This is a genomic window from Nitrobacter sp. (assembly GCF_051535215.1).
Taxonomy (GTDB): Bacteria; Pseudomonadota; Alphaproteobacteria; order Rhizobiales; family Xanthobacteraceae; genus Nitrobacter.
In genome coordinates, this window is the sequence record NZ_JBPPLY010000008.1 from 23,009 (window position 1) to 49,170 (window position 26,162).

At 63.0% G+C, this 26,162-nt stretch carries 20 protein-coding genes; 11 read left to right on the top strand and 9 right to left on the bottom strand.

The annotated features are described in order from the left end of the window. Position 1: 1 nt before the first annotated feature. The 5 genes from ACS3WB_RS09930 to ACS3WB_RS09950 form a co-directional block, all read right to left on the bottom strand. Positions 2-1,180 (bottom strand): ABC transporter permease, encoded by a 1,179-nt coding sequence (locus ACS3WB_RS09930; protein WP_438275401.1) that lies wholly within the window; start codon positions 1,178-1,180, stop codon positions 2-4. Continuing rightward, positions 1,180-2,289: a microcin C ABC transporter permease YejB gene (locus ACS3WB_RS09935; RefSeq protein WP_438275402.1), complete on the bottom strand. Its 1,110-nt coding sequence runs from the start codon at positions 2,287-2,289 to the stop codon at positions 1,180-1,182. The genes ACS3WB_RS09930 and ACS3WB_RS09935 overlap by 1 nt, the downstream gene beginning before the upstream one ends. A gap of 2 nt (positions 2,290-2,291) precedes the next feature. Further along, positions 2,292-4,166: an extracellular solute-binding protein gene (locus ACS3WB_RS09940; RefSeq protein WP_438275403.1), complete on the bottom strand. Its 1,875-nt coding sequence runs from the start codon at positions 4,164-4,166 to the stop codon at positions 2,292-2,294. Between the two features lie 14 nt (positions 4,167-4,180). After that, positions 4,181-6,082 carry an extracellular solute-binding protein gene (locus ACS3WB_RS09945; RefSeq protein WP_438275404.1) on the bottom strand — a complete coding sequence of 634 codons (1,902 nt, stop codon included), beginning with the start codon at positions 6,080-6,082 and terminating at the stop codon, positions 4,181-4,183. Positions 6,083-6,390: 308 nt separating this feature from the next. After that, positions 6,391-6,966 (bottom strand): c-type cytochrome, encoded by a 576-nt coding sequence (locus ACS3WB_RS09950; protein ID WP_438275405.1) that lies wholly within the window; start codon positions 6,964-6,966, stop codon positions 6,391-6,393. 217 nt (positions 6,967-7,183) lie between these two features. On the opposite strand from ACS3WB_RS09950, the gene ACS3WB_RS09955 reads away from it, so the two are divergent. The 5 genes from ACS3WB_RS09955 (at position 7,184) to ACS3WB_RS09975 (ending at position 14,561) form a co-directional block, all read left to right on the top strand. Beyond that, positions 7,184-7,939 (top strand): 3-deoxy-manno-octulosonate cytidylyltransferase, encoded by a 756-nt coding sequence (locus ACS3WB_RS09955; RefSeq protein WP_438275406.1) that lies wholly within the window; start codon positions 7,184-7,186, stop codon positions 7,937-7,939. Between the two features lie 41 nt (positions 7,940-7,980). Further along, positions 7,981-8,841, top strand: coding sequence for a prephenate dehydratase (locus ACS3WB_RS09960; protein ID WP_438275407.1), 861 nt, complete (start codon positions 7,981-7,983; stop codon positions 8,839-8,841). Between the two features lie 326 nt (positions 8,842-9,167). Continuing rightward, complete coding sequence (gene metF, locus ACS3WB_RS09965; protein ID WP_438275408.1) at positions 9,168-10,082, top strand: methylenetetrahydrofolate reductase [NAD(P)H]; 915 nt, start codon at positions 9,168-9,170, stop codon at positions 10,080-10,082. A 184-nt stretch (positions 10,083-10,266) separates the two neighbouring features. After that, positions 10,267-14,121, top strand: a complete 3,855-nt coding sequence (metH, locus tag ACS3WB_RS09970) for a methionine synthase (protein WP_438275409.1) — start codon at positions 10,267-10,269, stop codon at positions 14,119-14,121. A gap of 14 nt (positions 14,122-14,135) precedes the next feature. Further along, positions 14,136-14,561, top strand: coding sequence for a PAS domain-containing protein (locus ACS3WB_RS09975; RefSeq protein WP_438275410.1), 426 nt, complete (start codon positions 14,136-14,138; stop codon positions 14,559-14,561). Between the two features lie 12 nt (positions 14,562-14,573). Here ACS3WB_RS09975 and ACS3WB_RS09980 read toward each other — a convergent pair whose 3' ends face one another. Together ACS3WB_RS09980 and glpK are read right to left on the bottom strand one after the other, a co-directional pair. Further along, positions 14,574-15,284, bottom strand: coding sequence for a carbonic anhydrase family protein (locus ACS3WB_RS09980; RefSeq protein WP_438275411.1), 711 nt, complete (start codon positions 15,282-15,284; stop codon positions 14,574-14,576). A gap of 188 nt (positions 15,285-15,472) precedes the next feature. Then, positions 15,473-16,978 carry a glycerol kinase GlpK gene (glpK, locus tag ACS3WB_RS09985; RefSeq protein ID WP_438275412.1) on the bottom strand — a complete coding sequence of 502 codons (1,506 nt, stop codon included), beginning with the start codon at positions 16,976-16,978 and terminating at the stop codon, positions 15,473-15,475. Between the two features lie 201 nt (positions 16,979-17,179). Here glpK and ACS3WB_RS09990 point away from each other — a divergent pair, with 201 nt between their 5' ends. After that, positions 17,180-17,602: a hypothetical protein gene (locus ACS3WB_RS09990; protein ID WP_438275413.1), complete on the top strand. Its 423-nt coding sequence runs from the start codon at positions 17,180-17,182 to the stop codon at positions 17,600-17,602. 135 nt (positions 17,603-17,737) lie between these two features. Here the strand turns inward: ACS3WB_RS09990 and ACS3WB_RS09995 are convergent, their stop codons facing one another. After that, on the bottom strand, positions 17,738-18,922 hold the full coding sequence (locus tag ACS3WB_RS09995) for an acetyl-CoA C-acyltransferase (protein ID WP_438275414.1): 1,185 nt from the start codon (positions 18,920-18,922) through the stop codon (positions 17,738-17,740). A 43-nt stretch (positions 18,923-18,965) separates the two neighbouring features. Beyond that, a complete protein-coding gene (locus ACS3WB_RS10000) occupies positions 18,966-21,059 on the bottom strand; it encodes a 3-hydroxyacyl-CoA dehydrogenase NAD-binding domain-containing protein (protein WP_438275415.1) in 2,094 nt (697 codons plus the stop codon). A 424-nt stretch (positions 21,060-21,483) separates the two neighbouring features. Here ACS3WB_RS10000 and ACS3WB_RS10005 point away from each other — a divergent pair, with 424 nt between their 5' ends. From ACS3WB_RS10005 to ACS3WB_RS10025, 5 genes are read left to right on the top strand one after another with little or no spacing between them, the layout of a single operon-like run. Next, on the top strand, positions 21,484-22,281 hold the full coding sequence (locus ACS3WB_RS10005; RefSeq protein ID WP_438275416.1) for an ABC transporter ATP-binding protein: 798 nt from the start codon (positions 21,484-21,486) through the stop codon (positions 22,279-22,281). Next, positions 22,278-22,991 carry an ABC transporter ATP-binding protein gene (locus tag ACS3WB_RS10010; protein ID WP_438275417.1) on the top strand — a complete coding sequence of 238 codons (714 nt, stop codon included), beginning with the start codon at positions 22,278-22,280 and terminating at the stop codon, positions 22,989-22,991. Before ACS3WB_RS10005 ends, ACS3WB_RS10010 begins: the two co-directional genes overlap by 4 nt. A gap of 9 nt (positions 22,992-23,000) precedes the next feature. Then, on the top strand, positions 23,001-23,879 hold the full coding sequence (locus ACS3WB_RS10015) for a branched-chain amino acid ABC transporter permease (RefSeq protein WP_438275418.1): 879 nt from the start codon (positions 23,001-23,003) through the stop codon (positions 23,877-23,879). Further along, the gene (locus ACS3WB_RS10020) at positions 23,879-24,898 is read left to right on the top strand and encodes a branched-chain amino acid ABC transporter permease (protein WP_438275489.1); all 1,020 of its coding nucleotides are present in this window, start codon (positions 23,879-23,881) and stop codon (positions 24,896-24,898) included. The genes ACS3WB_RS10015 and ACS3WB_RS10020 overlap by 1 nt, the downstream gene beginning before the upstream one ends. A gap of 10 nt (positions 24,899-24,908) precedes the next feature. Beyond that, a complete protein-coding gene (locus ACS3WB_RS10025) occupies positions 24,909-26,141 on the top strand; it encodes an ABC transporter substrate-binding protein (RefSeq protein WP_438275419.1) in 1,233 nt (410 codons plus the stop codon). Positions 26,142-26,162 lie beyond the last annotated feature (21 nt).

The window sequence follows — 26,162 nt, forward strand, 5'->3', positions numbered from 1 at the left end:
CCTACCTGAACGTCTTGCGCGGGTCGAAGGCATCACGCACAGCTTCACCGATGAAGATCAAAAGCGACAGCATGATCGCAAGCGCAAAGAAGCCGGTGAAACCGAGCCACGGCGCCTGCACGTTGGCCTTGCCCTGCGCCAGCATTTCGCCGAGCGAAGGCGAGCCCGGCGGCAGACCGAAGCCGAGGAAATCCAGCGCGGTCAGGGTCATCACCGACGACGACACGATGAAGGGAAGGAACGTCATGGTCGCGACCATGGCGTTCGGCAAAAGGTGACGAAACATGATGGTCGCATTCGACACGCCGAGCGCCCGCGCCGCGGTGATGTATTCGAAGTTGCGACCGCGCAGGAATTCGGCGCGCACCAGACCGACCAGCGATACCCAGGAGAACAGCAGCAGGATGCCGAGCAGCACGAAGAATCCCGGCACCAGCACCGACGACAGGATCAGCAGCAGGTAGAGCGAGGGAATAGCGGTCCAGACCTCGATGAAGCGCTGAAAGGCGAGATCGACCCAGCCGCCGAAATACCCCTGCACGCCGCCAGCGGCGATGCCGATGACCGACGACACGATGGTCAGGCAAAGCCCGAACAGCACCGAAATCCGGAATCCGTAAATCAGCCGCGCCACCACGTCGCGGCCCTGATCGTCGGTCCCGAGCCAGTTGTATTCGAGATCGCGGCAGCCCGTGAGGTGCTTGCGCTGCACCACGTCCTTGCATTCAGCCTCGGTCAAGAGCCAGGTCGGCTTCGAGGGCGCCGGCGTCGGCAGATCGAGGTTGTGGGTGTCGTAGGAATAGCGGATCGGCGGCCAGATAATGGTGCCGCCCTTGTCCTTGATCAGCTTCTGCAGAAAGGGGTCGCGATAATCGGCTGCGGTCTCAAAATCGCCGCCGAACGCGGTTTCCGGGTAAGTCACGAACGCCGGAAAATAGAAATGGCCGTCCATGTGGATCAGGAACGGCCGGTCGTTGGCGATCAATTCGGCAAATAGCGAAATGAAAAACAGGATCAGGAATATCCAGAGCGACCAGTAGCCGCGCCGGTTCGATTTGAAATTCTGCCAGCGGCGGCGGTTGAGCGGCGACAGGCGGAGCCGATGGTCCGCCGGCGGCACGGCTTCGCCGAGCGGCGAAACAGCTCCGGTTTCGACGGGCTTTGGCGGCATCACAGACATCAGACTTCCCGCGCCTCGAAGTCGATCCGCGGGTCGATCCACATATAGGTCAGATCGGAGATCAGGTTGATCACAAGCCCGACCAGCGAAAAGATGAACAGCGTGCCGAAGACTACGGGATAGTCGCGATTGAGCACGCTCTCAAAGCCGAGCAGGCCGAGTCCGTCGAGCGAGAAGATGGTTTCGATCAAAAGCGAACCTGAAAAGAAGGCGTGAACGAACGCGCCGGGAAACCCGGCGATGACGATCAGCATGGCGTTGCGGAAGACGTGATTGTAAAGCACCTGCCGCTCGCTGCAGCCCTTGGCGCGCGCCGTCATCACATACTGCTTGCGGATTTCGTCGAGAAACGAGTTCTTGGTCAGCAGCGTCATGGTGGCGAAGGCGCCGAGCGCCATCGAGATGATGGGCAGCGTCAGGTGCCAGAAATAGTCGAGGATTTTCCAGTACCAGGGAAACTGGCTCCAGCCGTCCGACGTCAGTCCGCGCAAGGGAAAGATGCTGAAGAACGATCCGCCGGCGAACAGGATGATGAGGAGGATCGCAACCAGGAAGCCCGGAATCGCAAAGCCGACGATAATCACCGCCGAAGTCCAGGTATCGAAGCGCGATCCATCCTTCACGGCCTTGCGGATTCCGAGCGGTATCGAAATCAGGTAGGTCAGAAGCGTCATCCAGATGCCGAGCGACATCGAGACCGGCAGCTTTTCCTTGATGAGCTGGATCACGGTTGTGTCGCGAAAATAGCTCTTGCCGAAATCGAAGCGAGAGAAATTCCACAGCATCAGCAGAAAGCGTTCGGGCGCCGGCTTGTCGAAGCCGAACTGTTTTTCGAGACTTTTGATGAAGGCGGGATCGAGTCCCTGGGCGCCGCGGTATTTCGAGTTGACGGCGTCGGACGACGCCCCGGCCTGGGCGCGCGCGCCGAAATCGCCGCCGGACGATCCGGAAATGCGCGACATGCCGCTGGTATCCGAACCGCTCAGTTGCGCAATCACCCGCTCGACCGGCCCGCCGGGCGCGAACTGCACAACGACGAACGACACGAACAGGATGCCCAGTAATGTGGGAATCATCAAAAGGATGCGACGGGCGATATATGCGCTCATGCCTATTTCGCCTGCCGCGACGACGCCGCACCGGCCTGCGTCGACCACCAGATGTCAGGCGCCATCACGCCGAGATACTTCGGCAGGCTTTGCGGATGAGCGAAAACATCCCAATAGGCCAGGCGGTGCGCGTTCGAATACCATTGCGGCACCCAATAACGGCCGGCACGAATGACGCGGTCCAGCGCGCGCGCCGCGAACACGAGTTTTGCCCGGGTGTCGGCGGCGATCACCTGTTCCATCAGCGAATCGATCGCGGGATCGGAAATGCCCGCGAGATTGTACGATCCCTTGGTTGCGGCGGCCCGCGACGAAAAGAACGGCCGCAGCGAATCACCCGGGACGGTCGAAAAGCCGAAACGTTCGATCACCATGTCGAAATCGAAGTCGTCGCGCCGCGCCCTCGCCTGCACGGGATCGACAAGCCGCAGCGTCGCCTCGATGCCGAGCGTTCCAAGGTTCTTGATATAGGGCATGTGGTGGGCCTGGAATGCCGGCTCGTCGAGCAGGAACTCGACGCGGAACACGTCGCCCTGCGGGGTCATCCGCTTGCCATCCTTGATGGGGAAGCCCGCGTCGTTGAGCAGTTGCACGGCCCTGCGCAACAGCTTGCGGTCCTGTCCCGATCCGTCCGACACCGGCGGCACGAACGGCATGCCAAACACCTCGTCCGGAATCTTGCCGCGAAACGGCTCCAGCAACGCCAATTCCTCGGGCGACGGCGGGCCGCTCGCCATCAGGTCGGAATTCTGGAACGGCGATACCGTACGAACGTAAGCGCCGTACATGATGGTCCTGTTGGTCCACTCGAAATCGAAGGCGCAGTCGAGCGCCTCGCGAACACGCGGGTCCTTGAACTTGTCGCGTCGGGTATTGATGAACCAGCCTTGTGCACCGGACGGCGTCTCGTCCGGCAACTGCTCGCGCTTGACACGCCCCTCAGTCAGCGCCGGAAAATCGTAGCGCGTATTCCAGATCCGCGACGTGAACTCCTCGCGGTACAAGTAGCTGCGGCCGGAGAAACCTTCGAAGGCCACGTCGCGGTCGCGGTAGAAGTCGAAGCGTACAGTGTCGAAATTGTAGCTGCCACGACAAACCGGAAGGTCGGCGCCCCACCAGTCCTTGACGCGATCGAATTCGATGAAGCGATTCGGCTCGAACCGGCCGACCTTGTACGGCCCGCTGCCGAGCGGGACGTCGAGCGTCGATTCGTCGAACGGGTGCGCAGTATAATAGGCCTGCGAAAAGATCGGCAGACCGGCGATGAACGGCGGCACGTCGCGTCCGCGCTTGGCCGCGAAGGTCACGACCAGCGTCGCGTCGTCGGCCGCTTCCGCGCTCACCATGTCGCGCATCTGCTGGGTGATCAGGGGGTGGCCCTTGGTCTTGAGGATCGTCAGCGAAAACGCGGCATCTCGTGCGGTCAGTTTCTGCCCGTCATGAAACCGCGCTTCCGGTCGCATCGTGAAGCGGTAGGTCAATCCGTCGGCCGAGATGCGCACCGACCTGGCAGCGAGACCGTACATCGCATCGGGCTCGTCGCCGGCACGCGCCATCAGCGAGGTGAATGTCATCTCCATGCCCTTCGCGCCGTCGCCCTTCAGGATGAACGCGTTGAGCGAGTTGAAAGTCTGGAACGATTGATTGAAAGCGCGGCTTGATGGAATGGTCGAGAACAGTCCGCCCTTCGGCGCATCGACATTGACGTAGTCAAAGTGGTGGAAGTCGGCCGGATACTTCAGGTCGCCAAACGCCGACATGCCGTGCGAGTCGATCTCCGCGCCGTCCGTGGCCACCGCGGCGGCCGGCCGAAGCCACGCAGTGGCTGCCGCACCGATCCCGAGACCGATCACATGCCGCCGGCTGGGCCCGCTCATCCGCGCAAAACTCCTCAAGATCGATTGCCGATCTTGGCCGCCTTGCCGGCATCGTACCACCACAGCGCCGGAAAGGCGTCGAGACCGTACTTCGGCATCTCGGCCGGGCGACCGAAGCGGTCCCATCGGGCGGTCCGGTGGAACGGATAGGTAAATTGCGGCACGACGTAGTTATTCCATAACAGAACCCGGTCGAGCGCATGGGTGGCGGCGACGAGGTCGGCGCGATCCTTGGCGAAGATCACGCGCTCGATCAGCTTGTCGACGGCGGGATTCTTGATGCCGACGATGTTGCGCGATCCGGGCATGTCCGCCGCATGCGAGCCCCAGAACTCCCTCTGCTCGTTGCCGGGCGACAGCGATTCCATCCACGATGCGATGACCACATCGAAGTCCCAGCTCCGCATCCTGTTCTCGTATTGGGTGGGATCGATGGTGCGGATACTGACGGTGAAGCCCATACGCTCCAGCGAGGGCTTGAAGAACAACATGATGCGCTCGGAACTTGGAGCCTCCGACAGCAGTTCGATCTCGAAGGGTGAACCGGTCTTGCTGTCCACCAGCTTGCGGTCACGCACCTCAAATCCCGCCTCCTTGAGCAACTTCATGCCCTCGCGCAGATTGCTGCGAACCGCCTCGGAATTGCCGCCGACCGGATTGCTGTAGGGCGTGGTAAACACCTCCGCCGGCACCTCGGGGCGAACAGTTTCAAGAATTTCAAGCTCCCTGCCCTCCGGCAGGCCGTGTGAGGCCAGTTCGGTGCCCTCGAAATAGCTCGCGATGCGCTTGTACTGCCCATAGAACAGTTGCTTGTTCATTTCCTCGAAATCGAAGGCGAAATTCAGCGCCCGCCGCACGCGAGGATCCTTGAACTTGTCGCGGCGAATATTGGGGGCGAACGCCTGCATCACGCCTGAACTGCGATTGGGAAACTCCTCCAGGATGACGCGCCCTTCCTTCACCGCCGGAAAATCATAGGCCGTGGCCCAGTTCTTGGCGCTGTTCTCGGTGCGCCAGTCGACCTGATCGCCCTTGAAGGCTTCGAGCGCGACGGTACCGTCGCGGAAATACTCGTAACGCAGTTCGTCGAAATTGTTTCGGCCGACATTGAAGTTGGAATTCAAGCCCCAGTAATCCTTGACCCGCTCCAGCGTGACCGATCGCGCCGCTTCGAAACCCTTGATCCTGTAAGCCGCGCCGCCGAGCGGCGGCTCCAGCGTGGTCGCGGAAATGTCGCGCTTCTTGCCGGCGGCGTCGACGCCTTCCCACCAGTGCTTCGGAAGCACCATCAGTTGCCCGACGATCTGCGGCAGCTCGCGGTTTCCCGGCGCGTCGAAGGTGAAGGTAACGTCGCGTTCGCCGGTCTTCTCCACTTTGGCGACGTGGCGGTAATAGGCCGCATAAAACGGATGGTGCGTCTTGAATGACTGAAGCGAGAAAACCACGTCGTCCGGCGTCACCGGCTTGCCATCGTGCCACCGCGCTTCCTTGCGCAGCCGGTAGATGACGAAGGAATAGTCGTCGGGATAAGCGACTGACTCGGCCAATGCGCCGTACTCCGTCGCGACCTCGTCCAGCGAGGGAATCGTCAGCGATTCATAGATCAGCCCGACCGCTCCGGCGATCGAGCCCTTCACGCCCGACACGACCGGGTTGAAGTTGTCAAAGGTGCCAAGCGCGATCTGCCGCACCGTGCCGCCCGCGGGAGCGTCCGGATTGACATAGTCGAAATGCTTGAAGGCTTCGGGATATTTCACGTCGCCGAACAGCGAAAGCCCATGCCGCCATTTGAGGTCAGTCGGTCCGGTCTGCGCGCGGGCTGTCTCAAACGCCGAAGCGCCGGTCAGGACTTGGATCGCGGGCGCGGCTGCGATCAGGGCTCCGCCATGAAGAAGACGTCGTCGGGTGAAAGCCAAATGCAAAATTCCTGCGGGTTATCGGACGCGCCAACGCTTCGACGCGACGCACTGTTTCGGCCGATTATGTCGGTTTTTCGGGATGATGCCACCCACCTCCCACACTTGTGCGGCGAAACGTACGGATAATTGAAGAGTGGCCCGCGATATAACAGAATTCTCGCGGCTCAGATTCGTTTCAAAACCGGAGTCTTCCGCTTCCGATGGCATCTGGACCGCCACGCCAATATTTTGGTTCGACGCGCGTGTTCTCGCCCTCCACGCGCAAGCCCGAATGCCTTCGCCGCTCGAGGGGCTATCGTCCGATGCTACTTCGAGGCAGCCGGCAGCGGCTCCGGCTTGTCGGAGTTCTTGTTCAGATAGGCGATGATGTCGGCACGCTCGCTGTCCTTCGGCACGCCGGCGAATCCCATGGCGGTGCCCGGGATGTATCCCTTCGGATTGGCGAGGAACTTGTTCAACTCCTCGAAGGTCCAGGTGCCGCCCTTGGCTTTCATGGCCTCCGAGAAATTGAACCCGCGGCCCTGGCCGCGCGGCTCCCCGACGATGCCGTAGAGATTGGGACCCACGCGATTCGGTCCGCCCTTCTCGAAAGTATGGCAGGCGGCGCACTTCTTGGCCGCAGCGGCGCCGTTCTCCACCGACGCCGTCTGCAGCAGCTTCGCGATCGACGGCTCGGCAGCCGGCTTGGCCGCGTTGTCGGCCTTGGCTTCCTTGGCGCCGTTGGCAGCCGCAGCCGGCTCTTCCTTGACGTCAACCTTGAAACCCGGCTTCGCCGGCACGACCGGCGCGAAAATAGCCTGGGCGACGAAATTCATCACCAGCACGAAGATGCAGGTGCCCAGCAATACACCGAGAAACTTATTGATATCGAAGGAGTCCATTTTGGCCACTCCGGGTCCGTGGTCAGGCTCCGAGTCTTTGGAAGTCGGCTGTCAGGCCCGCCGAACGACCGCGGAATGCCGCCGGAACCGCTGGGCCGGATCGCGGGAGCCGACGGGACGAGATAACGGTTTGCCGGTGTCCTGACAACCCGTATAAACGCCGCGGCCTTTGAAAGTCCTGCCGATTCCCGACTTCGGGCCGTGGAACTCCCGACCGATGACAGAGACCCCCACCCTGGTGCTGATTCCAGCCCGTATGGCCGCGACCCGGCTGCCCGGAAAACCGTTGCTAGACATTGGCGGCCTGCCGATGGTCGTCCATGTCCTGCGGCGGGCCGAAACCGCCGGGATCGGCCGCGTCGCGGTCGCCACCGACACTCCCGAGATTGCAGCCGCCGTGATGGCCCATGGCGGCGAAGCGATCATGACGCGCGCCGACCACCCGTCCGGGTCCGACCGCGTGTTCGAGGCGCTCGGCCGGCTTGACCCCGAAGGCCGCATCGAGACGATCGTCAACCTGCAGGGCGATTTCCCGACCATCCGCCCCGACATTATCCGTGACGTGCTCCAGCCTCTGGCCGATCCCGCGGTCGATATCGCGACACTGGCCGCCGAAATCCACACCGACGAGGAAGCCGTCAATCCGAACGTCGTCAAGGCCGTGGGATCGCAGGTCACGCCGCGGCGGCTGCGCGCGCTCTATTTCACCCGCGCGACCGCGCCTCACGGCGAAGGTCCGCGTTACCATCACATCGGGCTTTACGCCTATCGCCGCCGGGCCCTGCAACGCTTCGTCGAACTGCCGCCCTCGCCTCTGGAGCAACAGGAACGACTCGAGCAATTGCGGGCGCTGGAAGCCGGAATGCGGATCGACATCATGATCGTGGACGACGTGCCGCGTGGCGTCGACACTCCCGTCGACCTCGAAACCGCTCGCCGGCTGCTCGCCGCTTCCCACCAAGCCGCCCGCTAAAAACGCTATCGCCAAAACCAGAGCGGCTGATAGAAGACCTGATGACCAAGACCATGAAAATCGCATTCCAGGGCGAGCCTGGCGCGAATTCGCATATCGCCATCGCCGATGCCTATCCCGATGCCGAACCGTTGCCATGCGCCACCTTCGAAGACGCATTCGCTGCGATCGAATCGGGCGAAGCCGCCCTCGGCATGATCCCGATCGAGAATTCGGTGGCCGGCCGCGTCGCCGACATCCATCATCTGCTGCCGCAGTCGCGGCTGTTCATCGTCGGCGAATACTTCCTGCCGGTCCGCCATCAATTGATGGCGCCGCGCGGCGCGACGCTTTCCGACATCAAGACCGTCGAAAGTCACGTGCACGCGCTGGGGCAATGCCGACGCATCATTCGCAAGCTCGGCATCCGGCCGATCGTGTCGGGCGATACCGCGGGCGCCGCCCGCATCGTCGCTGAACGCGGCGATCCGAGCTGCGCCGCGATCGCATCGCGCCTCGCCGCGCAAATCCACGATCTCGATATTCTCGCCGAGGATGTCGAGGACGAAGCCCATAACACCACGCGTTTCGTGTTGCTGGCGCGTGAGGCCCGCTGGGCCGAACAGGGATCCGGACCGCTCGTCACCACTTTCGTCTTCCGGGTGCGCAACCTGCCGGCAGCGCTTTACAAGGCGATGGGAGGCTTCGCCACCAACAGCGTCAATATGACAAAACTCGAAAGCTACATGGTCGACGGCAATTTTTTCGCGACACAATTCTATGCCGACGTCGATGGCCACCCCGACGACCGCGGGCTGACTTTCGCGCTTGAGGAACTGAAGTTTTTCTCCAAGGAGCTTCGTATCGTCGGGGTCTATCCGGCTCATCCGTTCCGCGCGACCTTCCGCGAACAGGCGGATTGATCCGCGCTTGCATTCGACGATATTGGGCAGAGTAATTATTACATTTTAAATTAATCTCATTTTCCCAATGCCACGTTTCAAAATTATTATGATAAAACAATTTACTCCCTGATATTATGCTGCCCATATCACTGATGTAGCGGTCTATCATTTCCTATATAACAGGATTTATTGGGCTACTTCCCATCACATCGGTCCGCATTCCTGGGCTACCCTGTCTGGAATGCCTTTAACGAACCGCCGGCCGTCGATGCGGGAGGGTGTTTTTCCGAAACCGTCCGCACGGCGGAAAAGCTTGAGGCCGAAGCGGTGGAGTTTGACCAGTTATGAACGATCCTTCTGCCCCTGTGCATGGCGGCATTGCCGCGCAAAAACCCCCCGCCATCTCGTTCGAATTTTTTCCACCCAAGACCGAGGAGATGGAGCGCAATCTGTGGGATACCATCACCCGCCTCGCGCCGCTGGGCCCGAGCTTCGTCTCCGTCACCTACGGCGCCGGTGGATCGACCCGTGAACGCACCCATTCGACGATCGCGCGCATCCTCTCCGAAACCGAACTGCGGCCGGCGGCGCATCTGACTTGCGTCGGCGCAGCGCGCGGGGAAATCGACGAGATCGTCAGCCGCTATCGCGATATCGGCGTCCGCCATATCGTCGCGCTGCGGGGAGACCCGCCGGGCGGCATCGGCACGGCCTACAGCACCCATCCCGAGGGCTACCGCAGTTCGGCCGATCTCGTCGCCGGCATCAAGCGACGACACGGCGACATCGAAGTCTCCGTCTCGGCCTATCCCGAGAAGCATCCGGAAAGCCCCGACATCGATGCCGACATCGATGTCCTCAAGGCCAAGGTGGACGCCGGCGCAACCCGCGCCATCACGCAGGTGTTTTTCGATAACGATCTCTATTTTCGCTACCTGGATCGCGTCCGCGCCCGCGGTATCGACATTCCGATCGTGCCCGGCATCATGCCCATGCATAACTTCCGGCAGGCGAGAAACTTCGTGACAAAAGCCGGCACCACCGTGCCGTCGTGGCTTGCGGAAAAATTCGAGGGCCTCGACGACGACGCCGAAACGCGCAAGCTGGTCGCGGCGACCGTGGCGGCCGGCCAGGTGCAAAAACTCGCCAAGCGCGGCGTCGATACGTTCCACTTCTACACCATGAACCGCGCCGATCTCGTCTTTGCGATCTGCCATCTGCTCGGCATCCGCCCCGACGCCACGCGGAAGGCCGCGTGAAACGAAACTCATGTCCCTCCCGCTCGTCATTTCCGGGATGCGCCGCAGGTGCAGATCCGGAATTCAGCAGGCGAGGTAATGATTACTCGATTCCGGGTTGGTCGCGGAGCCTGTTATCGGGCCGCGCTTCGCGCGAACCCGTTGGCGACGCCCCGGAATGACATTGAAATTAGGTGAATTGATCATGACCCCTCAACGGTCCTTGACCGCCGACAAACTCCGCGAGCTCGCGCGCGAGCGCATTCTGGTGCTCGACGGCGCCATGGGCACCATGATCCAGGCATTGCGGTTCGACGAAGCCGCGTTTCGTGGCCAGCGCTTCAAGGATTTTCACCGCGACGTGCGCGGCAACAACGACCTCCTCATCCTCACCCAGCCGAAGGCGATCGAGGACATCCACGCACAATACCTGCGCGCCGGCGCCGACATCGTCGCCACCAATACATTCTCATCCACCTCGATCGCGCAGGCCGACTACGAGATGTCGGACCTCGCCTACGAGCTCAACCGCGAGGGTGCGAGGCTCGCGCGCGCCGCCGCGACTCGCGTCAGCGCCGAGGACGGCAGGCCGCGCTTCGTCGCCGGCGCCATCGGCCCGACCAACCGCACCGCTTCGATCTCACCGGACGTCGCCAATCCCGGCTACCGCGCCGTCACCTTCGACGACCTGCGCACGGGCTATGGCGAACAGATCAACGGCCTGCTCGACGGCGGTGCCGATCTGCTGCTGGTCGAAACCATCTTCGACACGCTGAACGCCAAGGCGGCGCTCTATGCCATCGCCGAGATCAGCGAGGAGCGAGGCGTGGAGATTCCGGTAATGGTCTCCGGAACCATCACCGACAAGTCCGGCCGCCTGCTCTCGGGCCAGTTGCCGGAAGCGTTCTGGCATTCGGTGCGACACGCCAAACCGATCACCATCGGCTTCAACTGCGCGCTCGGCGCGGAGGACATGCGTGCGCATGTCGCCGAGATCGGCCGCGTCGCCGACACCTTGGTCTGTGCCTATCCGAATGCGGGCCTGCCGAACGAATTCGGCGAGTACGACGAAAGCCCCGATTACATGGCGCGGCTGGTCGGCGAGTTCGCGCAGGCCGGTCTCGTCAACATCGTCGGCGGCTGCTGCGGCACCACGCCGGACCATATCGCCGCGATCGCCGCCGCCGTCGCGCCGCACAAGCCGCGCATCGTGCCGGTGATCGAGCCGCGGCTGCGGCTGTCGGGGCTCGAGCCGTTCTCGCTGACGGCGGACATTCCCTTCGTCAATGTCGGCGAGCGAACCAACGTCACCGGCTCGGCTAAATTCCGCAACCTGATCAAGGCAGGCGACTACACGGCAGCCCTCGACGTCGCGCGCAGCCAGGTCGAAAACGGCGCACAGATCATCGACGTCAACATGGACGAGGGCCTTTTGGACTCGGAAGCGGCGATGGTCACCTTCCTCAACCTCATCGCAGCCGAACCTGACATCGCCCGCGTGCCAGTCATGGTCGACTCGTCGAAATTCTCCGTGATCGAGGCCGGGCTGAAATGCCTGCAAGGCAAGCCGGTGGTGAACTCGATCTCGCTCAAGGAAGGCGAGGACAAGTTCCTCCACGAGGCGCGGATCGCGCGTCGCCACGGCGCGGCCGTTGTGGTGATGGCGTTCGACGAAACCGGACAGGCCGACACCTGTCAACGCAAAAAGGAAATCTGCAAACGCGCTTACGACATTCTCGTCGGCCAGGTCGGCTTTCCGCCGGAAGACATCATCTTCGATCCGAACATCTTCGCCATCGCGACGGGTCTGGAGGAGCACAACAACTACGGCGTCGATTTCATCGAGGCGACGCGCTGGATCCGCCAGAACCTGCCGCACGCGCATATCTCCGGCGGCGTCTCCAACCTGTCGTTCTCGTTCCGCGGCAACGAGCCGGTGCGCGAAGCGATGCACTCGGTGTTCCTGTATCACGCCATCAAGGCCGGCATGGACATGGGCATCGTCAACGCCGGGCAGATGATCATCTATGACGACATCGACCCCGAACTGCGGCAGGTGTGCGAAGACGTCATCCTCAATCGCGATTCGGGCGCATCGGAACGACTGCTCAATCTCGCGGAAAAATTCCGTGGCCAGAGCAAGCAAGCCAAGGAAGCAGACCTCACCTGGCGCGAATGGCCGGTGGAAAAGCGGCTGTCTCACGCACTGGTCAACGGCATCACCGAATACATCGAGCAGGACACCGAGGAAGCGCGGAAGTCGGCCGACCGACCGCTGTCGGTGATCGAAGGCCCGTTGATGGCGGGCATGAACGTGGTCGGCGACCTGTTCGGCGACGGCAAGATGTTCCTGCCGCAAGTCGTGAAGTCGGCGCGCGTCATGAAGCAGGCGGTCGCCTATCTGATGCCGTTCATGGAAGAAGAGAAAGCGCGCAACCAGGCCGCAGGCATCGCGGCCGAAGGCAGCACGTCCGCCGGCAAGATCGTGCTCGCCACCGTGAAGGGCGACGTCCACGACATCGGCAAGAACATCGTCGGCATCGTGCTCCAGTGCAACAACTACGAGGTTATCGACCTCGGCGTGATGGTGCCGGCCGCCAAGATCATCGAGACCGCGAAGGCCGAGAAGGCCGACATCGTCGGCCTCTCCGGCCTGATCACGCCATCGCTGGACGAGATGGGCTATTTCGCGGCCGAGCTGGAGCGACAGGGCCTCGACCTGCCGCTCCTGATCGGCGGCGCGACCACCAGCCGCGTCCACACCGCTGTAAAGATCGACCCGAACTATCGGAGCGGCCCGGTGATCCATGTCAACGACGCCAGCCGCGCCGTCGGCGTGGTCGCCTCGCTGATGTCGCCCGAACGGCGTGAGGTTTACGCCGCCGGGGTGCGCGCAGAATACGAAAAGATTTCCGCAGCCCATTTCCGCGCCCAGCAGGACAAGAAGCGGCTGCCGCTCGCGGCCGCACGCGCCAACGCGGTGCCGATCGACTGGAGCACCTATCGCCCGGCCAGGCCGACCTTCCTCGGAACCAAGGCCTTTACCGACTATCCGCTGGAAGACCTGGTCGAGGTGATCGACTGGACGCCGTTCTTCCAGGTCTGGGAGCTGGCCGGACGCTACCCGGCGATTCTCGACGACAAGATGGTGGGTGAAACCGCGCGCGCTCTCTACGACGACGCCCGCAAGATGCTGGATCGAATCGTCAAGGAAAAGTGGTTCAAGGCTTCCGGCGTGATCGGCTTCTGGCCCGCCAACCGCATCGGCGACGATATCGCCGTCTACAGCGACGAGACCCGCACCACGCAGATCGCGACCTATCACACGCTGCGCCAGCAGCTCGAGAAGCGTGAAGGCCGCCATAACGCGGCGCTGGCGGACTTCATCGCGCCGAAGGAGACCGGCATCCCCGATTATATCGGCGGCTTCGCCGTCACCGCCGGGCTCGGCGAGGACGAAATCGCGGCGCGCTTCAAGAACGCCAATGACGACTACTCGTCCATTCTCGTGAAAGCGCTGGCAGACCGCCTCGCGGAAGCCTTCGCCGAACGGATGCATCAGCGGGTGCGCACGGAATTCTGGGGCTATGCGCCGGATGAGACGCTGACCAACGATCAGCTCATCAGGGAAGAATATAAAGGCATCCGCCCCGCGCCCGGCTATCCGGCGCAGCCCGACCACACGGAGAAGGCCACGCTGTTCCACCTGCTGGATGCGACTCGCGCAACCGGCGTCGAGTTGACCGAGAGCTTTGCAATGTGGCCCGGATCCTCGGTCTCCGGTCTCTATTACAGCCATCCCGAAAGCCAATATTTCGGCGTCGGCAAGATCGAGCGCGATCAGGTCGAGGACTACGCCGCGCGCAAGGGAATGGAGGTGGCCGAGATCGAACGCTGGCTGGCATCAATTTTGAACTACATTCCCGGCCAGTCTGGAAAAGCCGCGACACCGGCGCCGGCGCCCGCCAACGACGCCTCGGCCGACGTCGCCGATCATCCGCCGGGTTGCCAGTGCGCGGTCCATTTGCAGCTTCGCAAGACCGCGGCGCGGGCGGGATAACCGCGAGATAGCCGATGGACACTTCCGCGATCGCCGCGGCACTGCTGCATTCGGCCGCGGACGCGGTGATCGCCACCGATCGCGATGGTACGATCACGTTCTGGAATCCCGGCGCGGTCAGGATCTTCGGCCATGGCGCCGATGAGGCGGTCGGCAGTTCGCTCGACCTCATCATTCCGGAAAGCCTGCGCGCCCGGCACTGGGCCGGATACCGCGACGTGATGCGGACGGGGCAAAGCCGCTACAGCGGCGGCGACGTGCTTGCCGTTCCCGCGCTTCACAAGGACGGCCGACGCATCTCGCTCGAATTCACCATCGTGCCGGTGAAAGATGCCGCCGGCCGCATCACCGGGCTGGTGTCGACGCTGCGCGATGTCACCGCCCGCTTCGAGGAGATCCGCGAACTGCGCCGCAAGTGCGCCGCGTCTGACGCGCGGTAACATCCACGTCCATCAACTCAACCAGCTCACTTGTCCGGTGGCGACATCATGCATGGCCGCCGCGACGCGCAACTCGCCTTTCGCCGCCAGCGCCTTCAGGATCGGGCTCCGCTTTGTGAGCGCCGCCACGGCCATGCGCGCATTGGTCTCGGCCACCGCCTGGACAAAGGCGTCGTTTTTCGACGAAGGCTTGCCGTCGGCCTTGCTGGCCGAGACCGCAGGCCGGATATGGGCGAGCACCCCTGTCAGATGACCGAGCTTGACGCCGTCGATCGCGCCCTTGATCGCACCGCAACTGGAATGTCCGAGCACCACGATGGCGCGCGCCCCGGAGACCTGGGTGGCGAACTCCAGACTGCCTATGATGTCATCGTTGATGAAGTTGCCTGCGATGCGGGCGCAGAACACGTCGCCGATGCGCTGGTCGAACACCAGTTCGGGCGGCACCCGCGAATCGATGCAGCCGACGATGGCCGCAAATGGTGCCTGCTTCTTCGCGGTTTCGCGAACCTGAGCGATCAGATCGCAGTTGACCGTCGCGCCGGTGACGAAACGATTGTTGCCGGCCTTGAGTCGCGCGATCGCCTCGTCGGGACTGATGTGCTGCTGCCGGTCCGGCGTGAACACCGCGCATTCCGCAGGATCGGCGCGCGCGCTTCCCACTGAGGCGCCGGTAAACAGGGCAAGCGAAGCACACTGACAGAACATACGGCGGTTCAGCATTGGAAATCTCCTTTCAGGACCGGCACCTTCATCGGCACGACGCACTCGATATGGCGCGCCACAAGACCTGATGGTATCGCAGCTTGCTTAATGATGCGTCCAAAGGGTCGTTCAAGCTGCGCCGATTCCCCGTCGCCGACCCCAAGAACGCGGCAGTTTGGAAATCGGCGCAATGCGAGCCGTGAGATTTACTCGCTTACATCGCTCGCCAGCACGCCCCGCACCGCCGCCGCCCATCCCTTGAGTTTTCGCGTGCGCGTCGCCGCGCTCATGGCCGGCTTGAAGCGGCGCTCGAGCCGCCAGTTATCGGCGAATTTCGAAGGCTCCGGGAAAACCCCGGCCGAGAGCCCCGCGAGATAAGCCGCGCCGAGCGCCGTGGTCTCCTGAATGACGGGGCGGTCGACCGGCGCATCGAGCAGATCGGCGAGGCGCTGCATGGTCCAGTCCGACGCGGTCATGCCCCCGTCGACGCGCAGAACGGTATGCGCGGCATCGGCGTCCGGCCAGTCGGCACGCATCGCCGCCCACAGGTCGTAGGTTTGGTAGCAGACGCTTTCCAGCGTGGCGTGAGCGAGTTCGGCCGGCCCGGTGTTGCGCGTCAACCCGAACAGCGCGCCGCGCACGTTCGGATTCCAGTAAGGCGCGCCCATGCCGACGAAGGCCGGCACGAGATAAACCGATTGCGTGGCGTCGGACCTGTCGGCCAGGGGTCCCGTCTCGGATGCCTGCCTGATCAGACCGAGCCCGTCGCGCAGCCACTGCACCGCGCTGCCCGCGACGAAGATCGAGCCTTCCAGCGCGTAGGTGCGCTGGCCGTTCAACTGATAGGCGATCGTCGTCAGCAGCTTGTTCTTCGAGGCGACCGGCGTCGCGCCGGTATTGAGCAGCGCAAAACAACCGGTGCCGTAAGTCGACTTGATCATGCCCGGCGCAAAGCATGCCTGCCCCACCACGGCGGCCTGCTGGTCGCCGGCGATGCCTCGAATCGAGATCGGTGCGCCGAACAACTCAGCGACGGTGTCGCCGAACTGCGCGGATGAGTCTTTCACCTCCGGCAGCATCGCGCGCGGCACCCGCAGGATGTCCAGAAGCTCGTGATCCCACTGCCCTATATGAATGTTGAACAGCAGCGTGCGCGAGGCGTTGGTGGCGTCGGTCGCGTGCACCTTGCCGCCGGTCAGCCGCCACAGGAGGTAGCAGTCCACGGTACCGAACATCAGTTCTCCGCGCATCGCCCGCTCGCGCGCGCCCGGCACGTGATCGAGAATCCAGGCGACTTTGGTGCCGGAGAAATAGGGGTCGATGATCAACCCCGTTTTCGCCGCGATCGCAGGCTCGTGGCCCTCGGCCTTCAGCCGCGCGCAGACGTCGGCGGTGCGACGATCCTGCCAGACAATGGCGCGATGCACCGCCCGTCCGGTGGCGCGGTCCCAGACCACGGTGGTCTCGCGCTGGTTGGTGATGCCGATGGCGGCGATGTCTTTCGGCGTGACGCCGGCCTTTTTCATCGCCTCGCGGCAGGTTGCAACTGTCGAGGTCCAGATATCCTCCGGCTCGTGCTCGACCCAGCCCGAGGCGGGGAAGTGTTGCGGAAATTCCTGCTGGGCTATCGCGGCGATGGAGATATCGCCGCGAAACACGATCGCGCGCGAGGACGTGGTGCCCTGATCGATGGCGAGAACATGGGTGGCCATGACGGTTTCCCCGGAAGTGACATGCGGAAATCGCCGGCCAAGCAAGCGGATTGCGCCTCAGCGGTCAAGCTGGGTGCCGCCATTTTGATTCACGCTTCCGCTCGCGAAAGGGTAAGATGCCGGGACATTCGACCCAATCATGGCGACGGAACACATCGCGCGTCCGCTGCCAATCACCGTTCAACAACCGAAAGACCTTCGATGAGACTGGTAAAGATCATACTGGCTGGCTTCGCGCTGACCTTCATCGGTGCGACGGCGCACGCTCAGAAAACACCCGCGATCAAGGAAACGCCACCGCCGCCGGGGACGCATAAAGGGCTGGTGACGGTCGTCGACCGGCTCAACGGCACGATCGCGATTCGGGCGGAGCCGGATGCCGTGAAAGATGCAGCGAAGACTCCGGATGCCGCAAAAGCTCCGGATGGCGCAAAAGCAGAGGGAGAAAAGGTAGAGGCACCGAAAGCCGAGGCGACGAAACCGGAGGCGAAAGCCGAAGGCCCGACCGAGCAGTACAAGATCGATGCCAAATTATCCGAGACCGTGCATGCCGGCGACAAGGTGAAGTACTCGGTCAGCGAAAGCGGCGACCCCAAAACCATTACAAAGATCGATACTGAGTAAGGTTCGACGCGCCGCGTGATGCTCCCTGCGGAGTGAAACCACCGAAAGATCAACCGTCATTCCGGACGCCGCGCCTGCGGCGATCCGGAAGCCGTTCATTCTTTCGGGATTCAGAGTCCTCGCCTCCGCGATTTACTACACCACCTCGAACAACCCGGCCGCGCCCATGCCGCCGCCGACGCACATGGTAACGACGGCATATTTCGCCTTGCGACGGCGTCCCTCGATCAACGCGTGGCCGGCAAGCCGCGCGCCCGACATGCCGTAGGGATGGCCGACCGAAATCGCACCGCCGTCGACGTTCAGTTTCTGCGGATCGATGCCGAGCCTGTCACGGCAATAGATCACCTGCACCGCGAACGCCTCATTCAATTCCCACAAGTCGATGTCATCGACGGTGAGGCCGTGGCGCTTGAGCAGGCGCGGCACCGCGAATACCGGGCCGATGCCCATTTCATCGGGCTCGCAGCCGGCTGCGACGAAACCGCGGAAGATACCGAGCGGTTTCAGATTGCGCTTGGCCGCCTTCTTGTCGCTCATGACGACGGCGGCGCTGGCGCCGTCCGACAGTTGGCTGGCATTTCCAGCGGTGATCGTGAAACCCTCGCCGCGCACCGGCTTGAGGTTGGCCAGACCTTGCGCCGTGGTATCCGGACGCGGACCTTCATCCTGCGACAGCGTCACATCCCTGTAAGAAACCTGCCTGGTCTCCTTGTCGACGACCGCCATCCTGGTCGGGATCGGCGCCAGCTCATCCTTGAACCTGCCGGCCTGCTGCGCCGAAGCCGTGCGGCGCTGGCTTTCCAGCGCGTATTCGTCCTGCGCCTCGCGCGGAATACCGTAGCGCTTCGCCACCACTTCGGCGGTGTCGATCATCGGCATGTAGACCTCGCCCTTGATCTCGAGCAGCGCCGGATCCTCGAAATGAAAGGTGTTGGCGTGTTCGTTCTGCACCAGGCTGATCGACTCGCCACCGCCGCCGACGGCGATCTCCACGCCATCGAACAGGACCGAACGCGCGGCCAGCGCGATCGCCTGAAGGCCGGAGGCGCACTGGCGATCGATGGTGGCGCCGGCGACGGTCACGGGAAGTCCGGCACGAAGCAGCGCCTTGCGGGCAATATTGCCTCCGGTCGCACCTTGCTGCAGGGCCACGCCCATCACCACGTCCTCGATCTCTTTTGGATCGAGCCTGGCGCGGGCAACGGCCTCGCCGATCGCATGTCCGAGCAGAGTCGCCCCCTCGGTGGCATTAAGCGCGCCGCGATAGGCCTTGCCGATCGGCGTGCGGGCGGTGGAAACAATCACGGCTTCGGTCACGGCGATCTCCTGTCAACCTTGTGGGCTCTTATTGCGGATATCATCACGGCATCTTCCTGTCGGCCAGCGAGGCGAAGGTCCCGCCTTCGGCCGCGAGGCGCCTGAGCAGCGGCGCGGGCCCAAGCGACGGATCATTGGTGGCGCTGGCATAAAACGCCAGACGATCGGCGATGTATTTCAGGCCGATCCGGTCGGCATCATACATCGGGCCGCCGCGATAGACCGGCCAGCCGTAACCGTAGAGCCAGACCACATCGACGTCGCCCGGACGCGCCGCGATACGCTCCTCGAGAATGCGCGCGCCCTCGTTGACCATCGGGAAATTCATGCGCTCCAGAATCTCGTCATCGCCGATGGCGCGCCGCTTCAAGCCAAGCCGCGCGCAGGTATCGAGGATCAACCTTTCGACCTCCGGATCCGGCAGCGGCGCGCGCGATCCGCTCTCATACCTGTAATAGCCTTTGCCGGTCTTCTGTCCGAACCGACCGGCTTCGCACAGCGCGTCGGCGATTTCCGACGTGATGCCGCGATCCTTGCGCGAGCGCCAGCCGATATCGAGCCCGGCGAGATCGAGCATCGCGAACGGCCCCATCGGCATCCCGAAGCGGGTAACGACGGCATCGACCTGCTGCGGCAGCGCGCCCTCAAACAGCAGCTTGTCCGCCTCGGCAATGCGGGCGGCTAGCATGCGGTTACCCACGAAGCCGTCGCAGACGCCGACGACCACCGGCACCTTGCCGATGCGCCTGGCGACAGCAACCGCCGTCATCAGCACGTCCGGCGCGGTCTTCGCACCGCGGACGATCTCGCACAGCCGCATGACGTTGGCCGGCGAAAAGAAGTGCATGCCGAGCACGTCCTGCGGCCGCTTGGTGACCGACGCAATCTCGTTGATGTCGAGATAAGAGGTGTTGGAAGCCAGCACAGCCCCCGGTTTGGCATGCGTGTCGAGCGCGGCGAACACCTCCTTCTTCACCGCCATGGTCTCGAACACCGCCTCGATGACGAGATCCGCGCCCCCGATATGTTCGAGGCCGACCGCGCCGCTGACGAGACCCATGCGCCTTGCGGGCTCGTCCGCCGCGATGCCGCCGCGCGCCGCGCTCGCCTCGAAGTTTTTTCGCATGACGCCGAGACCGCGCTGCAACGGCTCGTCGGCCGTCTCGATCAAAGTGACCGGAATGCCGGCGCTGACGAAGGACATCGCGATGCCGCCGCCCATGGTGCCGGCCCCGATGACGGCGACGCGCTCGACCTTGCGCGGTCTAGTCCCTTCGGGAACGCCGGCGACCTTTGCAGCCTCGCGCTCGGCGAAAAAGGCATGGCGCTGCGCCTTCGACTGGTCGCCGTTCATCAGCTTGAGAAAAAGCTCGCGCTCTTTCTTCAGCGCCTCGTCGAACGGCGTATCGAGCGAAAGGCCGACGGCATCGGCGGCCGCGAACGGCGCCTCCAGGCCCCGCGAGCGTCTGGTCATCTTCGCCACCACGTCGGTGAAGATCGAACGATCCGCCTTCGCCGCCTCGAGCTTGCTGTCCTCGTCGCGCAGCCGCCGCAGCGGACGATTCTCCGCCAGCACTTTACGCGCGAATGCCTCGCCGCCAGCCGCGGGCTCTTCGACCATCGCGTCGATCAGCCCCTGCTCAAGCGCTTCGGCGGCCGAAATCGGCTCGCCGCCCACGATCATCCTGACTGCAAGCTCGGGACCCACGGCGCGAGGCAGCCGCTGGGTGCCACCGGCCCCGGGCAGCAGGCCGAGTTTCACCTCGGGCAGGCCGAGCTTCGCCTCCTTCACGGCAACGCGGAAGTGGCATCCGAGCGCGACCTCAAGCCCGCCGCCGAGCGCGGTGCCATGGATCGCGGCAACGGTCGGCTTCGGAGAGTTCTCAAGCGCCGCAATCACCTCGGCGAGCGCCGGCGGTTGATGCGGCTTGCCGAACTCGGTGATGTCGGCGCCGGCAATGAAGGTCCGCCCCGCGCTTCTCAGCACGATCGCCTTCACCGCGGAATCGGCGACTGCTGTCTGCACAACTTGCAAAACTCCGCGGCGAACCGCCGCACTCAATGCGTTGACCGGAGGATTGTCGACCGTAACGACGGCGATCTCGCCACGACGCTCAAGTTCGACCACTTCGCTCACGACGGTGTCCCCGGGAATTCCGAATGAGTTCGCGAGCGGATGCGTTTGTTCTTACGCTCACGGGCCTTGACGCGCTGCTTCATTTCATCCCAATGACGGCCCGCTTGGCAATCGGAAAACGCCGAGTCTTTCTCGGGCGACGCGGCGCCGGACCGAGCGGAAGGAAGCCCTTAACCATTTGCAGGACGTCGGCTTCCAGCACTTACGAACGATCGTTTGCGTCACGATATTGAACCTCGGCGCGCGCCAATGGTAATGAATTCAAAGCCGTGCTGGATCGCAGCGCCACATTCAAAAACCGAGACCAGAGAACTGATAGCAGGAGGCGGTTTCGCGTGTGGCCGAGGGGATCAGGCAGAATATCCGGATCGCGTCGAAAGGCGCCGGTCCGCCTCCGGAGCCTTGCGCGCCATGCGGGTTGCCCATGACCGAGGATCGATTCGCACGGAGCCATGAACCTTTGCTCTCGGTTCGCGACCTCGGTGTCGCATTTGGCGGTATCGTCGCGCTGAGCGGCGTTTCTTTCGACATCCAGCAGGGGCATATTCTCGGCTTGATCGGCCCGAACGGCGCAGGCAAGACCACGCTGTTCAATTGCCTGAGCCGACTCTATCGGCCGAGCAACGGCGACATTCTGATGGAGGGCGTGAGCATTCTCACCCGGCCTCCCCACCGCATCGCGGAGATCGGCATCAGCCGCACGTTCCAGAATGTTGCGCTGTTTCCCAATCTGTCGGTGATCGACAACGTCCGGGTCGGAACGCATTCGCGCAGCAATGGCAACATCGTCAGCGATTCGCTGAAGCTCGGCCGGGTCCGTCGCCGGGAGGCCGCGCTGGATCGCAAGGCCGACGAGATTCTCGGATATCTGGGTCTGAGCGACGTGGCGCACGCCGTAGCCGCGGAATTGCCGTTCGTTACGCAGAAGCGGGTCGAACTGGCTCGCGCGCTGGCGGCGGAGCCGAAGATCCTGCTGCTCGATGAGCCCGCCGGCGGGCTCAATCACGACGAGGTTCACGGGCTCAGCGAGTTGATCCGCCGCATCCGCGACGAACGCGCTATGACCGTGCTGCTGGTCGAACATCACATGGGGCTCGTGATGTCGATCGCCGACCATGTGGTCGCGCTCAATTTCGGCAGGAAGATCGCTGAGGGAACGCCATCGCAGGTTCAGTCCGATCCGCAAGTGATCGAGGCCTATCTCGGGCGCAGCGACCGATGACCGCGATGCTCGATGTCAGCGATCTTCGAGCCTGGTACGGTCAGGCGCAGGCGCTGCGCGGCCTCGAATTCCGTCTCGGTGAAGGCGGCGTGACGGCGTTGCTCGGCGCCAACGGCGCCGGCAAGACCACAGTGCTGCGCGCGATCTGCAACATGGTGCGAACGACGGGAACGATCGCGTTCGAAGGCAGATCGCTCGAAGGCCTGTCGACTGCGAACATCGTCCGCCTCGGCATCGCGCATGTGCCACAGGGACGCGGCACCTTCACCACCATGACGGTCGAGGAAAATTTGCAGCTCGGCGCGATCTCGCGATCCGACAGGCGCGGCATCATCAGCGACACCGAGCGGATGTACAGCCATTTCCCTGTTCTCAGGGAACGCCGCAGACAGCAGGCGGGAACGCTATCGGGCGGCGAGCAGCAAATGCTTGCGGTCGCCCGCGCGCTGATGCTGCGTCCGCGCCTGCTTCTGCTCGACGAACCGTCATTCGGCCTCGCGCCGCTTGTGGTGCGCGACGTGTTCGGGATTCTCGGCAAGATCAACCGCGAGGACAAGGTCACTATCCTCGTGGTCGAGCAGAATGCGCAGCTCGCACTGCAACTCGCCGATACCGCCTACGTCATCGAAACCGGACGCATCGTCATGTCCGGCAGCGCCGCGGACATCGCGAACAACGAAGACGTCCGTAAATCCTATCTGGGATATTGAGAAACCATTATGGAGCTGCTGGGCAATCAGATTCTGGCGGGCATCGCCACCGGCGCGATCTATGCCTGCATGGCGCTGGCTCTGGTGATGATCTACCAGGCGATCGGCCAACTGAACTTCGCCCAGGGCGAAATGGCCATGTTCTCGACGTTCATGGCCTGGCAGATGATCCATTGGGGAGCACCCTATTGGGCGGCGTTCGTGCTGACGCTGATGCTGTCGTTCGCGGGCGGAGTCGTGATCGAGCGACTGTTGTTCAGGCCGCTGGCGAAAGCGCCCATCCTGACCAATCTCGCAGGCTTCCTCGCGCTGTTTGCGATTATCAACAGTGCCGCCGGATTGATCTGGGACTTCACCATCAAGCCCTTTCCATCCCCGTTCGGGTCGTCGCCATTTCTTGGCAGCAGGCTTGTCTCCACGCATCAGGCCGGCATGATCGGCGTGATCCTGCTGGTACTGGCGGTCCTGCTCGTGTTCTTCCGTTTCACGCGAATAGGCCTTGCGATGCGGGCCGCAGCGGTGCAGCCCGAATCCGCGCGGCTGGTCGGCATCGATACGAGCCGGATGATCGCGCTCGGCTGGGGAATGGCGGCTGCGATCGGCGCCGTCGCCGGAATGCTGATCGCACCGGTGGTGTTCCTGGATCCGAACATGATGGGCGGCGTACTGATCTACGGCTTTGCCGCGGCCGTGCTCGGCGGCCTCTCCAGCCCGCTCGGCGCCGTCGTCGGTGGCTTCCTTGTCGGCATCATCGAGAACCTGGTCGGAACCTACGTTCCCGGCGTCGGCAATGAGCTGAAGCTGCCGATCGCGCTGGCGCTGATCGTCATCGTTCTGGTGGTCAAACCGTCGGGCCTGTTCGGGCGTCAGGAGATCAAGCGGGTATGATGGTGGACGCCGGCCGCAAAACGATCTCCGATGCCTCTCCATCCGGCGCCAGCGCCGGACGAACCATGACGCTCGGCACCGGAACGTCGCTCGTCATTCTGCTGCTGTTGCTCATCGCGCCGTTGTTCGTGAAAAACTTCATCGTCTTTCAGCTCACGACGGTTCTGATCTACGGCATCGCCGTCCTGGCGCTCAACATCCTGACCGGCGGCAGCGGTCAGTTCTCGCTCGGGCACAGCGCCTTCTATGCGCTCGGCGCCTATACATCGGCGATCCTGATCGAGCACGCCGGCGTGAACTACGCGCTCACGCTGCCGGCTTCCGGCATCATCTGCTTCGCGGCAGGTTTCCTGTTCGGCCTGCCGGCATTGCGCCTCAGCGGCGTCTATCTGGCGCTGGCGACGTTCGCGCTCGCGATCGCGACGCCGCAGCTTCTGAAACTCGGCGCGCTCGAGCCCTGGACCGGCGGCGTTCAGGGGCTTGTCGTCGAAAAGCCCGATGCGCCGTTCGGCCTGCCGATCTCGCAGGACTCATGGCTCTATTATTTCACGCTGGCGATCGCGATCGCGATCTACATCGCTTCCGTCAATCTTTTAAGCTCGCGCTCGGGCCGGGCCATGATGGCGATCCGCGACAACGAAATCGCGGCCTCCGCCATGGGCATCAACGTCGCGCTTTACAAGACGCTGGCGTTCGGCGTCAGTGCCGGCATCACCGGAATCGCGGGCGGCCTTGGCGCCATCGCCGTGCAATACGTGGCGCCCGACAGCTTCACCATCCAGCTCGCGATCGCGCTGTTCCTCGGCATGGTGGTCGGCGGCGTCGGCTGGCTGCCGGGATCCCTGGTTGGCGCCGCCTTCATCGTATTCATTCCGAACGTCGCCGAATCGATCTCGAAGGGCCTGTCAGGCGCCGTGTTCGGCGTCCTGCTGCTGGTCGTCATTTTTCTTGTGCCTGACGGTGCAAGACAGATTGCGCAGGCGGGCCGGAATTCGATCGGAAGACTTAAAAAAGGTTGAGGAGAAAGCAATGTCCGTCAGGCAACAACTGAAGATCGCCGTGCTCGTGGCGGCGGCCGTCGCCGTTGCCGCCGCAAGCGGCAGCGCTCTCGCACGGAAGGCGTACGACACCGGCGCCACCGATACCGAGATCAGGATCGGAAACATCATGCCGTACAGCGGACCAGCGTCCGCATACGGCGTCATCGGGAAGACCGAAGCCGCCTATTTCAGGATGATCAACGACAAGGGCGGCATCAATGGCCGCAAGATCAACTTCATCAGCTATGACGATGGCTACAGCCCGCCGAAGACGGTCGAGCAGGCGCGTAAGCTGGTCGAAAGCGACGAGGTGTTGCTCCTCTTCAACGCACTCGGAACGGCGACCCAGACCGCCGTGCAGAAATATCTGAATGGCCGGAAAGTCCCTCAGCTCTTCGTCGCGAGTGGTGCCAGCAAGTGGAATGACCCGAAGCAGTTTCCGTGGACGATGGGCTGGCAACCGAGCTACCGCATCGAGGCGCGGATCTTCGCGAAATACATTCTCAAGACCAGACCGGACGCCAGGGTCGCCTTGTTTTATGCCAATGACGACTTCGGCAAGGACTACGTGAGCGGCCTCAAGGACATCTTCGGCGACAGATGGTCAAGGATCGTGGCCGCCGAGGAGAGCTACGAGAACAGCGAACCGTCGATCGATTCCCATATCGTCAAGCTGAAGGATTCGGGAGCCGATGTCCTCGTCAATATCTCCACGCCGAAATTCGCCGCGCAGGCCATCAAAAAAGCCGCCGAAATCGGATGGAAGCCGATGCATCTTCTGACCAACGTCTCGATTTCGATCGGCGCTGTCATGAAGCCGGCCGGCTTCGAGGCGTCCGAAGGCGTGCTATCCGCCGGCTATCTGAAGGATGCGAGCGATCCGCAATGGGCCAACGACGAGGGCATGAAGGCATTCATGGCCTTCGCGGACAAATACATGTCCGGCGCCAACATTTCGGACACACACCTGGCCTACGGTTTCGCCGCGTCGCAGACCATGGAGCAGGTGCTCAGGCAATGCGGCGACGATCTGACCCGCGCGAATGTTATGAAACAAGCGGCGCGCCTGAACGACTTCGCGCCGTCCACGCTGATGCCCGGCATCAAGATCAATACCAGCGCCACCGATTTCGCGCCGATCGAGCAGCTTCGGATGATGCAGTTCAAGAACGGTCGATGGGTATTTTTCGGCGACACCCTCGCCGCCGAGGCGATCGACTAGAGCCTTTCCGCTTCCGATGAA

Excerpts from the sequence above, each read along its gene's own strand:
- ACS3WB_RS10010 (WP_438275417.1), top strand. The coding sequence starts at position 22,278 with ATGACCGCGATGCTCGATGTCAGCGATCTTCGAGCCTGGTACGGTCAG.
- ACS3WB_RS09980 (WP_438275411.1), bottom strand. The coding sequence starts at position 15,284 with ATGCTGAACCGCCGTATGTTCTGTCAGTGTGCTTCGCTTGCCCTGTTT.
- metH (WP_438275409.1), top strand. The coding sequence starts at position 10,267 with ATGACCCCTCAACGGTCCTTGACCGCCGACAAACTCCGCGAGCTCGCG.
- metF (WP_438275408.1), top strand. The coding sequence starts at position 9,168 with ATGAACGATCCTTCTGCCCCTGTGCATGGCGGCATTGCCGCGCAAAAA.
- glpK (WP_438275412.1), bottom strand. The coding sequence starts at position 16,978 with ATGGCCACCCATGTTCTCGCCATCGATCAGGGCACCACGTCCTCGCGC.
- ACS3WB_RS10005 (WP_438275416.1), top strand. The coding sequence starts at position 21,484 with ATGACCGAGGATCGATTCGCACGGAGCCATGAACCTTTGCTCTCGGTT.
- ACS3WB_RS09950 (WP_438275405.1), bottom strand. The coding sequence starts at position 6,966 with ATGGACTCCTTCGATATCAATAAGTTTCTCGGTGTATTGCTGGGCACC.
- ACS3WB_RS09960 (WP_438275407.1), top strand. The coding sequence starts at position 7,981 with ATGACCAAGACCATGAAAATCGCATTCCAGGGCGAGCCTGGCGCGAAT.
- ACS3WB_RS09990 (WP_438275413.1), top strand. The coding sequence starts at position 17,180 with ATGAGACTGGTAAAGATCATACTGGCTGGCTTCGCGCTGACCTTCATC.
- ACS3WB_RS09935 (WP_438275402.1), bottom strand. The coding sequence starts at position 2,289 with ATGAGCGCATATATCGCCCGTCGCATCCTTTTGATGATTCCCACATTA.
- ACS3WB_RS09975 (WP_438275410.1), top strand. The coding sequence starts at position 14,136 with ATGGACACTTCCGCGATCGCCGCGGCACTGCTGCATTCGGCCGCGGAC.
- ACS3WB_RS09940 (WP_438275403.1), bottom strand. The coding sequence starts at position 4,166 with ATGAGCGGGCCCAGCCGGCGGCATGTGATCGGTCTCGGGATCGGTGCG.
- ACS3WB_RS10025 (WP_438275419.1), top strand. The coding sequence starts at position 24,909 with ATGTCCGTCAGGCAACAACTGAAGATCGCCGTGCTCGTGGCGGCGGCC.
- ACS3WB_RS10015 (WP_438275418.1), top strand. The coding sequence starts at position 23,001 with ATGGAGCTGCTGGGCAATCAGATTCTGGCGGGCATCGCCACCGGCGCG.
- ACS3WB_RS10020 (WP_438275489.1), top strand. The coding sequence starts at position 23,879 with ATGGTGGACGCCGGCCGCAAAACGATCTCCGATGCCTCTCCATCCGGC.
- ACS3WB_RS09955 (WP_438275406.1), top strand. The coding sequence starts at position 7,184 with ATGACAGAGACCCCCACCCTGGTGCTGATTCCAGCCCGTATGGCCGCG.
- ACS3WB_RS09930 (WP_438275401.1), bottom strand. The coding sequence starts at position 1,180 with ATGTCTGTGATGCCGCCAAAGCCCGTCGAAACCGGAGCTGTTTCGCCG.